A 13,529-nucleotide genomic window follows, 5' to 3' on the forward strand; every position below is an offset into this window, starting at 1 on the left:
GCAGGCCGGGCTCACGTTGACGCCCCCGGGGAAAAGCCGCTAGGGTGGCGCAGACCTGCATGGCCCCCCGGAGGTACCGTCCATGAACCTTGCCCGCGCCCTCGTCCTCGGCTTCTGCCTCGCCTCGCTCGCCGCCTGCGCGAGCCCCCCCTACGCAGCCAAGGGCGTGGACCGCGCCACGGCCATGGCCGACTACCAGGACTGCTACTCCAAGGGCTGCCTGGCCCACTTCACCCCGGAGCTCAAGGCCAGCATCAACAAGACCGCGCGCGCCTGCATGAAGGAGCGCGGCTACCAGGAGACCTGCTCGTTCCCCTGGTGGTAGGCGCGCCCCGGGCCGCCCCTTCCCCTCCCGGCCCGGCTATGCCATAAGGGCCGCGCGCCCCGCCCCCGGAGGGTCGGCGCGCCGAGAGGTCCGTCATCGCCAGCAAAGCCCAAGGAAACGTCGAAGGCCTCAAGCCCAGCCAGCTCAAGGCCCTGGAACGCCTCTACACCCGGCGCTACCCCGCCCACGGCGGCTACACCCTGGACCAGGCCCGCGAGCTGGCCGCGCTCTCCCACGGCATCGGCCGCCAGCTGGGCCTGCTCATCGACCGCAAGGGCCGCCCCGAGATGGTGCTTGTGGGCGAGCCCCACGCCATCTTCATCCCGGAGCTGCCCCGCGCGCGCCTGGGCCAGGGACGCCTGCGCGGCCTGCGCCTGCTGCACACCCACCTGCACGACGCCGGGCTCGACCAGGAAGACCTCACCGACATGCTCTTCCTGCGCCTGGACTCCGTGGCCGCCCTCACCGTGGACCACATGGCTTCCCCGGCGCGCCTGCACGTGGCGCACCTGGTCCCCAAGCCGCCCCAGGACGGCGCGGGCAAGCCCTGGACCATCCTGCCCCCCGTGCCGTGGGAGCGCTCCGAGAACGACTTCGCCGCCCTCACCCAGGCCCTGGAGGACGAATTCGCCCGCCTGGACCAGCCCGTTGCCGGGGAATCCGAGTCCGGCCGCTCGGGCCGCGCCGTGCTGGTGAGCGTGGGCAACGCCCCCCGCCTGGACCTGGAGGCCTCCATGGACGAGCTGGAGGCCCTGGCGCGCACGGCCGGGCTCACCATCACCGGCCGCGTGGTGCAGCGCGTGGCCCAGGTGAACCCGCGCACCATCATCGGCAAGGGCAAGCTCTCGGACCTGGAGATCATGGCCCTCTCCACGGGCGCGGCGGTGCTGCTCTTCGACGGCGAGCTCACCCCGGCCCAGATGCGCACCCTGGCAGACCTGACCGAACGCAAGATCCTGGACCGCACCCAGCTCATCCTGGACATCTTCGCCCAGCGGGCCACCTCGCGCTCGGGCAAGCTCCAGGTGGAGATGGCCCAGCTCAAGTACACGCTGCCCAGGCTGGTGGGGAAGAACCCGGCCATGAGCCGGCTCATGGGCGGCATCGGCGGGCGCGGCCCCGGCGAAACAAAGCTGGAGATGGACCGCCGCCGCGTGCGCGAGCGCATCACGCGCATCAAGCGCGAACTGGCCGACCTGCGCAAGCAGCGCGCCCAGGTGCGCGACCGCCGCGCCAAGGCGGGCCTGCCCATCGTGAGCCTGGTGGGCTACACCAACGCGGGCAAGTCCACCCTGCTCAACACCCTCACGCGCTCCGAGGTGCTGGCCGAGGACAAGCTCTTCGCCACCCTGGACCCCGTGAGCCGCCGCCTGCGCTTCCCCGAGGAACGTGAGCTGGTGCTCACCGACACCGTGGGCTTCATCCGGGAGCTGCCCAAGGAACTCAAGGAGGCCTTCCAGGCCACCCTGGAGGAACTCGAAAGCGCCGACCTGCTCATCCTGGTGGCCGACGCCTCCCACCCGGAGCTCATGGCCCAGGTGGACGCCGTGGAATCCATCCTGGCCGAAATGGAGCTGGACCGCATCCCGCGCCTGCTGGCCCTCAACAAATGGGACGCCATGGACGACGAGCAGCGCGCCTGGGCCGCCCAGCGCTACCCCGAGGGCATCCCCCTGAGCGCCCGCGACCGCGCGACGCTGGAGCCCCTGGTCACGGCCATCGTGGCCCGCGTGGACTGGCGCTAGCAGCCTTCCGAAAACACCTCGCCGGCCCCGGGAAGCAACTCCTCAACGGATTGCAAGCCCGCGCGGCCCCTGCCGATGCCCGGCGCGGCCCGCCAGGCCGTTCAGCCCTCCAGCACCGAGGCGACCGCCCGGTCGCGCCCCTGCCGCTTGGCCTCGTAGAGGTTGGCGTCCGCCGCCCTGAGCAGGCGCTCCGGGTCCATGCCCGGCGCGGGCACGCACGTGGCCGCGCCCACGCTCACGGTCACCACCCCGGCGGTGGGGCTTTTGCCGTGGGCTATGGCCAGCTCCGCCACGGCGGCGCGCAGTTTCCCGGCCACCATCCCGGCCTGGGAGGCCCCGAGGCCCGGGAACACCAGGGCGAACTCCTCGCCGCCGTAGCGCGCGGCCAGGTCGCCCGCTTGGCGGACCCGCCCGGCCAGGGCCCGGGCAACGCGTCGCAGGCAGTCGTCGCCCTGGAGGTGGCCCCTGAGGTCGTTGAAGGCCTTGAAGTGGTCCACGTCCGCCAGGGCCAGGGTCAGGGGCGAGGCGGCGCGCAGGGCGCGTTCCCATTCGGCGCGGAACACCGCGTCGAACTTGCGGCGGTTGGCGATGCCGGTGAGCCCGTCGCACTCGCTCAGGCGCTGGAGCTTGTCGTTGGCGTCGGAGAGTTCCAGGGTGCGTTCGCGCACCTGTCGTTCCAGGTCGTGGCTGTAGGCCTCGCGCAGGCGTTCGGCCTGCTTCAGGGCCGTCACGTCGTGCAGGATGCCCTGGTAGCCCACGACCTGCCCGTTGGCGTCGCGGCGCAGGCCAGCGGCCAGGATAGCCTCGATGCGCCCGCCGTCCTTGCGGCGAAGGACCAGCTCGAAGCCGCGCACGAAGCCGTCCTGCTCGATGGCTTTCTTCATGCTCTCGCGCTGGAAGCCGTCCACGTAGAGATCGCGGAAATTGAGGGCCAGCAGCTCCTGGCGCGTGTAGCCCAGCACCGCCAGGCAGGCGGGGTTGGCGTCCACCACGCGGCCTTCGGGCGTGGTGAGGATGACGAGATCGCTCGCGTCCTCGAACACGCTGCGGTAGCGCTGCTCGCTGGCCGCCAGGCTGGCGTAGAGTTTGGCGTTCTCGATGGAGACGGCCGCCTGGCCCGCCAGCATCCGCACGGTCTGGGCGCGCTCCACGGGGAAAACCCCGGGGTTGAGGTTGTTCTCCAGGTAGAGCACGCCGCTCAGGCGGTTGCGGGCCAGAAGCGGCACGCAGAGCACCGAGCGCACGCCCCGGCGGCGCACGTGGGGGTCCTGGCGGAAGGTGGGATGGGCCAGGGCGTCGTGCAGGGCCACCTCCTGGAGGCTGCGGATGACGAAGCGCACGATGGCCTCGGAGACCAGGGTCGATCCCTCCAGGGGGGCGGCGTCCAGGGAGGATGGTTCCCGGGCCACCGTGGCCGTAGCGGCCACGGACCAGTCGTCCTCGCCGGGCAGCAGGAGAAAGCCGTGCTCGGCCCCGGCGTTCTCGATGACGCTGTCCATGATCACCCGCAGCAGGGAGTCCAGATGGATTTCCCGGGAAATGGCCTGGGTGGCCTTGAGGATGCTGCCCACGTCGATCACGCTCGAGGCCCCGGCGAGGTAGAGGTACGGCTCGCTGGCGTGGCGCGGCGAGTGGGTGGCCGAGGCCGCGCGCTCTTCCCCGGCCTGGAGCGCGTCCAGCTCCTGGCGCAGGTTGTGGACCTTGGCGTGCGCGCCCCAGCGGTAGTAGTTGAAGCTCGCGTCCTCCAGGCAGGCCTTGGCGGTCTCGCGGTCGCCCCCGAGCAGGTGGAGGGCGGCGGCGCGCTCCCGGGCCAGGGCCACGCCCTGGGGGTGGGCGTGGGCGCGGGCGGCGTCGGCCGATTCCTCGCAGAGCGCCAGGGCGTCCTGGAGGCGGCCTTCCTGGCGGGCCAGTTCGGCCGCGAGCAGGCGCTCCTGCCAGGCGAAGTTGACGGGGCAGTTGCGCGCCCACACGGCGAACTCGGCCAGGGCCTCTTCCAGCCGCCGGGCCAGAAGCCCGCGCGAAAGGCCCGCGCCCTGGCCGTCCTCGTCCGCCAGCAGCCGGGCGGCGGCCATGGCCCGGCAGAAGCTGAAGACGGTGGTCTCGTAGAGGATGGGGATGTAGCGCATCCATCCGGCGTGGGCCTCGGCCAGCCTCCAGGCCTCGCGGGGCTCCCCGAAGAGCAGCAGCAGCTGGAGCTTGGAGGTGAGGTAATAGGCCAGCCCGTGCCCGAAGAGGGATTCGGGGCGCTGCCACTGCTCCAGCTGGGCCTCTTCGTCGATCCCTTCGTCGCCCAGGGAGAGGGGGTCGGGGCGCTCGCCCTTGAGGTTGCGCAGGAAGAGGCCGCAGAAGCGCTCGCTCATGAGGAAGGGCGAGCCGCGCTTGGCGTAGAAATCCACGCTGATCTCGTTCTCTTCCAGGGCCTTGTCCACGGTGTCGGCGGCCAGCACGGTCTTGGGGATCATGGTGCGGGCGTAACCCGCGAAGACGAGGTTCCCGTTGTCGATGCCGTACTGGTAGGCCCGCTTGTACATCTCGATCTGCTCGGCCAGGGGCTGGAACCAGTGCATGGCGCACACGGCGTGCAGGAAGGTGATCTGGGCCTGGATGCGCGGATTGGGGAAGCGCTCCACCAGGCTCAGGGCCAGAAGGCCCAGCTCGTAGGCGCTGCGGTAGTCCTGGTGCTCCTGGACGATGACCACCGTGGCCCAGGCGAAGCCGATGGCCGAGAGGGCGTTGTGGCCGTGGCGCATGGAGCGCGTGACCACCTCCATGACCAGATGGGGAAAGAGCGTGGGCACGGCGATGTAGGCCCCGTCGGTGAGGATGGCCAGGAGCCGGATGACGCTGTCCTGCTCCCGGTCTTCCACGCCGGGGATCTCGATGAGCTCCGCGATGGGGCGTCCCGCCAGGAGTCGGGCGTAGTCGCGCATCTGGCGCGCGAAGCGCTCCTGGAGGGCGGCCGCGTCGTCCGCCGCGGGGATGCCCTCTCCGAAAAGGGCCAGGGCGTCGCGGGCGATGTCCATCATTTCGTTGTATTTGCCCAACTGGTTGTACTGGATGATCTTCTGGAGAAAGACCTCCACCTTGTCGAAGCGGTCCCCGGTGTTGTCCAGGGCCTCGTCGAGCAGGGCCTCGGCGCTGGCGAAGTCTCCCAGCAGGAAGAGCACGTCGGCCTGCTCGCGCGTGACCTCCAGCTTGGCGCGGGGACTGGCCTGCCAGGCGTCGGCGGGCAGCAGCGAGGCGGCCACGCGAAAGTGGCGCAGGGCGGGCTCGTAGGCGGTGGAGGCCTTGGCCTTGCGCCCGGCGTGGAGGTTGAGCTCCATGAGCGAGAGGCGCTCTGCCGGGTCTTCCACCAGATCCAGGGCCGCGTTGAAGTGCGCAGTCACGTCGAAGATGGCCTCTTCGAGCCTCGTCTGGCCCACGTGGCGCAGCAGCAGTCGGCCGATGCGCAGGTGCAGGGGGGCGATGTCCTCCCCAGCGATGAGCGAATAGGCCGCCTGCTGCACGCGGTCGTGCAGGAAGCGGAAGGTGTTCCCGGAGGGGATCACAAGTCCGGCCTGGAGGGCCTCCCAGAGGGCCTCGCTGGTTTCGGCGGGAGATTTTTCGCGCACGGCCGCCAGCATGGAGAGCTCGAAGCGGTTGCCGATGCAGGCGGCCAGCTGGAGGGCCTGGCGGGCCTGGCCGCCCATGCGGGCGATGCGCCCGGCCATGAGGTCCACCACGTTGTCGGTGAGGCCCATGGCGCGGATGCCCTCCATGTCCCAGAGCCAGCGGCCGCCCTCCTCGTCCAGGAGAAAGTGGCCCCGGCCGTGCAGCTCCTTGAGCATCTGGGAGACGAAGAAGGGGTTGCCGCCGGTCTTGTCCTGGATCAGGCGGGTGAGTTCCTCCACCTCGTGGGGGGCGCGGTGCAGGGTGTCCGCCGCGAGCAGGCACAGGTCCTCGAAGCCCAGGGGCGCGAGGGTGAGGCTCTCCACCGGGAAACCGGACTCCTGGATGGCCCGCACGCACCCGGTGAGGGGGTGGCCGGGGAAGACCTCGTTGTCCCGGTAGGCCCCCAGAAGGAGCAGGCAGAGGGGCTCGCTGCTTTCGGCCAGGGCGCGCAGGAGGTTGAGCGAGGGGGCGTCGGCCCACTGGAGGTCGTCGAGGAAGATCACCAGGGGATGCTCGCGGCGCGCGAACACGCCCAGGAAGCGCTGCAGGCACATCACGAAGCGGTTCTGGGCCTCGGAGGGCCCCAGGTCGGGCACGGGTGGCTGGGGGCCCATCACGTGCTCGAGTTCCGGAATCACCTCCAGGATCACCTGGGCGTTGCCGCCCAGGGCTTCGAGCAGGGCCTTGCGCCAGCGGGCCACCAGGGCCTCGGGCTCGGTGAGGACCTGCTGGGTGAGCTGGCGGAAGGCCTGGATGAAGGCGGAGAAGGGGATGTCGCGCTGGAACTGGTCGTGCTTGCCGGTGATGAAGCGCCCGCGCTGGCGGGTGAGCCCCTTGTGCACCTCGCCCACCAGGGCGGTCTTGCCGATTCCCGAATAGCCCCCCACCAGCAAAAGCTCCGCCGCGCCCCCGGCCACGCGCTCGAAGCTGGCGAGGAGGCGGGCCACCTCGTTCGACCGGCCGTAGATCTTCTGGGTCACCTGGAAGCGGCGCGAAACGTCGCGGCTGCCCAGCTTCACGTCCAGGAGGCTTTCCCCCGCCGCCCATGCCGCGCGCAGGGATTCCAGGTCGCGGCGCAGTCCGGCGGCGCTCTGGTAGCGGTCCTCGGCCATTTTCTCCAGGAGGCGCCTTGTGATCTCCGAGAGGGGCTCCGGCACCCGGGGGGCGATCTCCCGGGGCGACGCGGGGCGGCGCGCGATGTGGGCGTGCACCAGCTCCAGGGGGTCGCGCGAGGTGAAGGGCAGCTCGCCCGTGAGCATCCTGTGGAAGCACACGCCCAGGGAGTAGAGGTCGGAGCGGCTGTCCACGCCCCGGTTCATCCGCCCGGTCTGCTCGGGGGAGACGTAGTGCAGGTTGCCCTCGATCTGGTCGGGGTTGCCCGGTTCGTGCACCTCGCCGTCGATGAGCGAGGACATGCCGAAGTCCGTGAGCTTCACCTCGCCGGTCTCGGGGTTGATGAGGAAGTTGCCCAGGTGCACGTCCTTGTGGACGATGCGCTCCTCGTGGAGCTGGGCCAGGGCCTCGGCCATCTGCACGGCGGCGTCCAGGAACTCGCCGGGCGCCATGGCCCGGCCTTCCACGTGGCGGGCCATGTCCAGCGCGCCGTAGTCCTCCTCCACGATGGCGAAGCTCGCGCGGTGCTGGACGAGGTCGTGCACCTTGATCACCCGGGAGCGGTTCAGGGAGGCGAGCAGGTCGTACTCGTGCTGGAAGCGCAGGTTCTCGCGGATGGAGATGTCGGGGCTTGCGGGGATCTTGAGCACCACAGGCAGCGCGTCGGACACGCGGCGGGCGCGGTACACCTGGCTGTTGGGCCCCTGGTAGAGCAGTTCGCCCGTCTGGAACCCGGCGATGGAGATCATGCGGCACGTCGCTTTGCTGGTCTTCCGGTGTGCTCCGGGGAGTGGCCCCCGGGACGGCGCGGAGATGGTCCGTAAGGCCCTTGGCGGCCCCGCGAGGGATGCGTCGCCAAGCCGCCCGGGGGACGGAAAACACATCTCCCCCCAGCGAGGTCGATAAGCCCAAACCGGATTTCCTTCAAGCCTCGCGGCGCTCCGGCAACGAATCGACACGCGCCGTTCGCCGCGACGCACCCTTGCGCGGAAGGGGCCTGAACATCTATCGTGCGTTCACGCTACGCGTCCCGGATGCGCCGTTCCTGCCGCGCGGGCGGTCCGGGGGAGCAAGAGCGCAACTCCAACGCGCCGAGGAGGCCATCACGCCATGCCCAGTCTGAAAGGAACGAAGACCGAGACGAACCTGCTCAAGTCCTTCGCCGGCGAAAGCCAGGCGCGCAACCGCTACACCTATTTCTCCGCCGCGGCCCGCAAGGAGGGCTTCGTGCAGATCGCCGACATCTTCGAGGAGACCGCCAACCAGGAAAAGGAGCACGCCAAGCGCTTCTTCAAGTTCCTGGAAGGCGGCGACCTGGAGATCACCGCCACCTTCCCCGCCGGGACCATCGGCAACACGTCCGCCAACCTGCTGGCCTCGGCCATGGGCGAGCACGAGGAGCACAGCGACATGTACCCGGGCTTCGCGGCCCAGGCCCGCTCCGAAGGCTTCCAGGAGATCGCGGCCGTGTGGGACGCCGTGTCCGTGGCCGAGAAGCAGCACGAGAAGCGCTTCCGCGACCTGCTGGCCAACCTGGAGGCAGGGCGCGTGTTCAAGCGCGACCAGCCCGTCACTTGGCGCTGCCGCAACTGCGGCTACCTGCACACGGCCGAAGAGGCCCCGGGCTGCTGCCCCGCCTGCGTGCACCCCCAGGCCTTCTTCGAGCTGCTGGGCGAGAACTGGTAGCCCCGTCCCGCGCACGAAACCTTCCGTCGGGCCGGTCCCCAGGGGATCGGCCCGGCGCGTTCGTTGCGGGGCGGGCGCCCCGGCAATTCCAAAAAACGTCAAACCAATCCCGACCGACCCGGCCGGATTCATTGCAAATGCCGGGGGTTCCTGCTAACAGGGACATCATTGAAAACTCCATGCTGCAGGAAGCAGAAGGTGTCCATGATGTCTCACCCCACCGGTTCCGAACAGCAAAGCCTTTTCCATGCCGCGCTCCTCGAGTGCATCAACATGGATTTTTCCCACCTGGACCAGGCCCTGCGGCAGATCGTCCTCTCCGACGCCAAGGTGACCGGCGCGGCCCGGGTGAGCGTCTGGCTCTACGACGAGCAGCGCACGGGCATCACCTGCCGCATGCAGTTCGTGAAGGGCGGGGGGGAGCCTGCGGATACCGGCGTGTTCCTGCCCACGGACAGCTACCCGGCCTATTTCGAGGCCGTGGAGAACTCCCGGGTGGTGGCCGCCGACGACGCCCAGAACGACCCCAGGACCGCCGAACTCGGCGGCTACCTCCGCGAATACGGCATCCGCTCCCTGCTGGACGTGGCCGTGCGCAGCCAGGGCCGCAACCTGGGCGTGCTCTGCCACGAGCACCTCGGCCCGGCCAGGGCGTGGACCACCCGGGACATGGAGTTCGCCGTCTCCATGGCCGACATGGTCTCCCTGGCCCTGGAGATGGACCTGCGGCGCAAGGCCGAAAGCCGCCTGAGCGCGGCCCTGGAACAGTTCACCACCCTGGCCCGCACCGCCGGGGACGCCATCATCACCATCGACGGCCAGGGCAACGTCTCCTTCTGGAACCAGGGGGCCCAGAAGCTCTTCGGCCGCGACGCCCAGTACATGATGGGCCGCCCGCTCATGGAGATCATGCCGGAGCGCTTCCGGGAACTGCACAAGCACGGGTTCGAGACGTTCAGGACCTCCGGCCTGCTGCGCCACGCGGGCGAGGTGCTGGAGCTGGCGGCGCTGGACCAAAACGGCAGGGAGTTCCCGGTGGAACTGACCCTGGCCTCCTGGGAAGCCGGAGGGGAGTGCTTCGTCACGGGCATCGTGCGCGACATCACCGAGCGCAAGACGGCCGAAGCGGCCCTGCGCGACGCCAACGAGAAGCTCGAAGCCCGCGTGCTGGAGCGCACCCGCGAGCTCGACCTGGCCCTGGAAGACCTGGCCAGCGCCAAGCAGCAGCTGCAGCTCATCCTCGACGGCGCGGGGGAAGGCATCCTCGGCATCGACAGGCACGGCCTGATCGGCTTCGCCAACCCCGCCGCCTGCCAGATGGTGGGCTACCCCCCCGACGGCCTCCTGGGCAGGAGCCCGCACCGGATGCTTCACCACACCCGACCCGACGGCAAAACCAACCCCGAGGAACACTGCCGCGTGGCCGAGACCCTCAAGGACGGCGAGCGGCGCTCCTCCAGCGAGGAGGTGTTCTACCGCTCCGACGGCTCCCATTTCCCGGTGGAATACAACGTGGCCCCGCTTCTTAACGGCAGCGGCATCCACGGCGCGGTGATGGTGTTCAAGGACATCACCGAGCGCAAGCGACACGAGGCGGTGCTCAAGCACCAGGCCTTCCACGACGCGCTCACGGGCCTGCCCAACCGGGCCATGCTCCTGGACAGGCTGCAAAAGGCCCTCGACCGGGTGCGCAAGGCGCAGAGCCCCGGCCTGTGCCTGATGTTTCTGGACCTGGACGACTTCAAGCTGGTCAACGACAGCCTGGGCCACACCCTGGGGGACGAACTGCTGGTGCAGTTCGCCACGCGCCTCTCGGGCAGGCTGCCGGGCAACGCCCTCATGGCCCGCCTGGGCGGCGACGAGTTCGCCGTGCTGGTGGAAGACGCCGGGGACGAGGAGAGCGTGCTCACCCTCGCCCGGCAGTTGCTCGCCAGGCTCTCGGGGCCGATGTCCGTCCGGGACTACCGCCTCTACGTCAGCGCCTGCATCGGCATGGTCTCGGGCTGCCGCGGCTACGACACGCCGGAGGACATCCTGCGCGACGCCGACACGGCCATGTACAAGGCCAAAACGCGCGGCAAGGGCGAACTGATGCTCTTCGACAGGCCCATGCACGAGGAGGCGCGCAAACGCCTGGACATCGAGACGGGCCTGCGCCACGCGGTGCGCCAGGGGGCCTTCGAGCTGCACTACCAGCCCCTCTTCCGCCTGCAGGACGGAGGCTTCGCGGGTTTCGAAGCCCTGATCCGCTGGCCGGACCCAAAGGGCGGCGGCCTCATCCCGCCCATGAGCTTCATCCCCGTGGCCGAGCAGACCGGCCTCATCTCCCCCATCGGCGACTGGGTGCTCCGCCAGGCCTGCCGGGACATCGCGGCCTGGAGCGAGGCCTATCCGTCCCTGGACCGCTTTTTCGTGGCCGTGAACCTCTCCGGCAAGCAGTTCATGGAGCCCGGCCTCGCCCGCTCCATCACCGAAGTGATCCGTGCCGGCGGCGTGTCCCCGGGGCGGCTCAAGCTGGAAATCACCGAAACCGAAGTGATGCAGAATCCGGACGTGGGCATCCAGGTGCTCACCGAGCTCAAGAACGCGGACATCTCCCTGTTCGTGGACGACTTCGGCACGGGCTATTCCTCGCTCAGCTACCTGCGCCGTCTGCCCATCGACGGCCTCAAGGTGGACCGCTCCTTCGTCGCCGCCATGATCGAGGACAAGGCCAGCCTGGCCATCGTGCGCGCCGTGGTGGACCTGGCGCGCAACATGGACCTCACCGTGGTGGCCGAGGGCGTGGAGACCCGGGAACAGCACGACACCCTCAAGGGCCTAGGCTGCGACCTGGGCCAGGGCTGGCTGTACGCGCGCCCGCTAGGCCCCGCCGCGGCCGCAGCCTACCTGGAGGGCGTCGCGCGCTCGATGGCAGGCTGAAGCCATGCGCCGGGCCTTCGGCGGATGCGCGCGCCCCTTAGAGCGCCTGCTTCTCCCGGGCCGCGTCCAGGGCCTTGATCGGGGCCACGTAGGCCCGGATGGCCCGCGTCGCCGCGTGGCCCACCAGGCCCATGCGGGGGATGCCCGTCATGGGCAGCGCGCCCTCGATAAGGTCCGCCGCGCCCTCCAGGCGCTGGGCCGTGCCCGTCAGGCGCTCCAGGAGCGCCGCGCCCAGGGCCGGGCACTCCTGCGCCCGGGCCGAGCGCCACAGCGAGAGCGTGTCCTGGCATTCCACATAGAGCAGGCGGGCCGTCACCAGCCCGTAGAACACGTGGAGATCGGCCTTGCCGTCCAGCACGTCGCGGCTCATGGGGCCGGCCATGGCGTCCAGCTCGGGCAGGAGGCGCTCGAAGGCCTGGGCCCCGGGGCGCAAGGCCTCGGCCAGGGCGGAGGGGTCCTGCGCGGCGCAGGGCGCGGAGGCCAGGACGCACAAGGCCGCCAGCACCCCGCAGGCCGCGCCACGCATTGACTTCAGCAACCTTCGTACGTAAGCCCGTTGCCGGCCGTTCAATCCCTCTTCCGGAGTTTCCATGCTCGATCTCCTCACGGCCGTGGGCATCAGTCTGGCGGGTTTCGCCCTCCAGGTCTGGCCCCGGCTGATCAACCGTTCCTTCGGCATCGACACCTGGCGCTTCACCCTGCTGGCCCAGGCCATCCGCGACACGAAGCGCCTGCCCGAGAGCCTGCCCCACAAGTACATCGTGCCCGGCTCCGTGGACAACCCGCCGCTTCTGCCGTGGCTGTGCTCGCTTCTGCCCAAGGACTGGCTCGACCGCAACCAGGGATTGATCTCCCCTGCCTTCGACGTGCTGGGCAGCCTCACGGTCTACGCCATGGGCCATGCGGCCTCGGGCCAGGCCGCCGGCGGACACTTCGCCCAGCTGGCCTACCTGCTCACCCCCGTGGTGCCCCTGGAGGCCTCCAACCTCTCGCTGCGCACCCTGGGCAGCCTGATTTTCACCTGGGCCATGCTCTCGGTGCAGGCCTACGTGATCCACCCCGTCTGGTGGACCTTCCTCCTGGGCGTGGCGGGCGTCTCGCTGCTGGCCATGACCCACCGCATGGCCATGCAGGTGTTCTTCTTCACCCTGTTCTGGATGGCCATGGCCACGGGCGACGTGCACCACCTGCTGGTGTTCGCCGCGGGGCTCATCGTGGTGCTCTTCGCCTCCAGGGGGCTCTACCTGCGCTACCTGCGCGGCCACCTGCTCATGATCAGCTTCTGGATGTACAACATCCACAACCGCCTGGCCCACCAGGTGCGCGGCAACCCCACCAAGGAGCGCAAGCACACCGACTTCGTGCGCCGCATCGAGCACCTGATCTGGACCATCCCCGTGGCCCCCTTCCTGGCCGTGAACCCCTGGATTCTCTACACCTTCTGCGCCCTCTTCAGCGTGCTGCCCGGCGCGCCCGACCCGTGGATGAAATCCTTCGTGCTCTGGAGCGCCACGCTCTTCGGCCTGGGCATCTTCTTCAACCTGCCGCTCACGCGCTTTTTGGGCGAGGGCCAGCGCTATCTGGAGTTCGGCACCTCGGCGGCCGCCGCCGTGGCCGGGGCCATGGTCCTCAAGTTCCAGGGCAACCCCGCAGTGTGGAAGGTGGTCTCCTACGCGCCCTGCCTGATCGGCCTGGGCTGCCTGGCCATCATCCTGTTCTTCCAGGTGAAGCTGGTGGTGCGAAACCCGGACAAGTCCATCACCCCGGCCCTGCGCGCGCTCATCGACCACCTGAACTCCCGGCCCGCGCCCGTGCGCCTGGCCTGCCTGCCCCACGGCCTGGCCGACGCGGTGACCTACTTCCTGGACAACGGGCAGGTGCTGCTCTCGGACAACTCCGTGGGCGTTTGGGAGCTGGGCGACTGGTTCCCGCTGATCACCAAGCCCCTCACGGAGATCGCCGAGAAGTACCGGCTCAACGCCTTCCTGGTGTCCACCAACTTCGTCACGCCCGAAGAGCTGGACCTGCCCGGCTTCGAGATCACCTTCCGCCAGGACAACCTGCTGCTCTTCGAGCGCAAGGTCTAG

7 protein-coding genes are annotated in these 13,529 nt (G+C 69.7%); 5 read left to right on the plus strand and 2 right to left on the minus strand.

Annotated features, from left to right (window positions below):
- Nucleotides 1–82: 82 nt before the first annotated feature.
- Nucleotides 83–325: a hypothetical protein gene (locus tag NNJEOMEG_RS03690; protein WP_173081433.1), complete on the plus strand. Its 243-nt coding sequence runs from the start codon at nucleotides 83–85 to the stop codon at nucleotides 323–325.
- Nucleotides 326–612: 287 nt separating this feature from the next.
- A complete protein-coding gene (gene hflX / locus NNJEOMEG_RS03695) occupies nucleotides 613–2,070 on the plus strand; it encodes a GTPase HflX (RefSeq protein ID WP_235956821.1) in 1,458 nt (485 codons plus the stop codon).
- A 101-nt stretch (nucleotides 2,071–2,171) separates the two neighbouring features.
- Here hflX and NNJEOMEG_RS03700 read toward each other — a convergent pair whose 3' ends face one another.
- Nucleotides 2,172–7,583 (minus strand): AAA family ATPase, encoded by a 5,412-nt coding sequence (locus tag NNJEOMEG_RS03700; RefSeq protein WP_173081435.1) that lies wholly within the window; start codon nucleotides 7,581–7,583, stop codon nucleotides 2,172–2,174.
- Between the two features lie 361 nt (nucleotides 7,584–7,944).
- Here NNJEOMEG_RS03700 and rbr point away from each other — a divergent pair, with 361 nt between their 5' ends.
- Both rbr and NNJEOMEG_RS03710 read left to right on the plus strand, forming a co-directional pair.
- A complete protein-coding gene (gene rbr / locus NNJEOMEG_RS03705; protein WP_173081437.1) occupies nucleotides 7,945–8,520 on the plus strand; it encodes a rubrerythrin in 576 nt (191 codons plus the stop codon).
- Between the two features lie 204 nt (nucleotides 8,521–8,724).
- Entirely contained in the window at nucleotides 8,725–11,442 is a 2,718-nt protein-coding gene (locus NNJEOMEG_RS03710; protein ID WP_173081439.1) for an EAL domain-containing protein, read from the plus strand.
- A 37-nt stretch (nucleotides 11,443–11,479) separates the two neighbouring features.
- Here the strand turns inward: NNJEOMEG_RS03710 and NNJEOMEG_RS03715 are convergent, their stop codons facing one another.
- Nucleotides 11,480–11,968, minus strand: coding sequence for a hypothetical protein (locus tag NNJEOMEG_RS03715; RefSeq protein WP_173081441.1), 489 nt, complete (start codon nucleotides 11,966–11,968; stop codon nucleotides 11,480–11,482).
- Nucleotides 11,969–12,032: 64 nt separating this feature from the next.
- Between NNJEOMEG_RS03715 and NNJEOMEG_RS03720 the strand changes: the two genes are divergently transcribed.
- The gene (locus NNJEOMEG_RS03720) at nucleotides 12,033–13,529 is read left to right on the plus strand and encodes a hypothetical protein (RefSeq protein ID WP_173081443.1); all 1,497 of its coding nucleotides are present in this window, start codon (nucleotides 12,033–12,035) and stop codon (nucleotides 13,527–13,529) included.

The organism is Fundidesulfovibrio magnetotacticus (assembly GCF_013019105.1).
Taxonomy (GTDB): domain Bacteria; phylum Desulfobacterota; class Desulfovibrionia; order Desulfovibrionales; family Desulfovibrionaceae; genus Fundidesulfovibrio; species Fundidesulfovibrio magnetotacticus.

Coding starts and splice junctions, on each gene's coding strand:
- NNJEOMEG_RS03720 (WP_173081443.1), top strand. CDS start 12,033: ATGCTCGATCTCCTCACGGCCGTGGGCATCAGTCTGGCGGGTTTCGCC.
- NNJEOMEG_RS03690 (WP_173081433.1), top strand. CDS start 83: ATGAACCTTGCCCGCGCCCTCGTCCTCGGCTTCTGCCTCGCCTCGCTC.
- NNJEOMEG_RS03715 (WP_173081441.1), bottom strand. CDS start 11,968: ATGCGTGGCGCGGCCTGCGGGGTGCTGGCGGCCTTGTGCGTCCTGGCC.
- NNJEOMEG_RS03710 (WP_173081439.1), top strand. CDS start 8,725: ATGATGTCTCACCCCACCGGTTCCGAACAGCAAAGCCTTTTCCATGCC.
- rbr (WP_173081437.1), top strand. CDS start 7,945: ATGCCCAGTCTGAAAGGAACGAAGACCGAGACGAACCTGCTCAAGTCC.
- NNJEOMEG_RS03700 (WP_173081435.1), bottom strand. CDS start 7,583: ATGATCTCCATCGCCGGGTTCCAGACGGGCGAACTGCTCTACCAGGGG.
- hflX (WP_235956821.1), top strand. CDS start 613: ATGGTGCTTGTGGGCGAGCCCCACGCCATCTTCATCCCGGAGCTGCCC.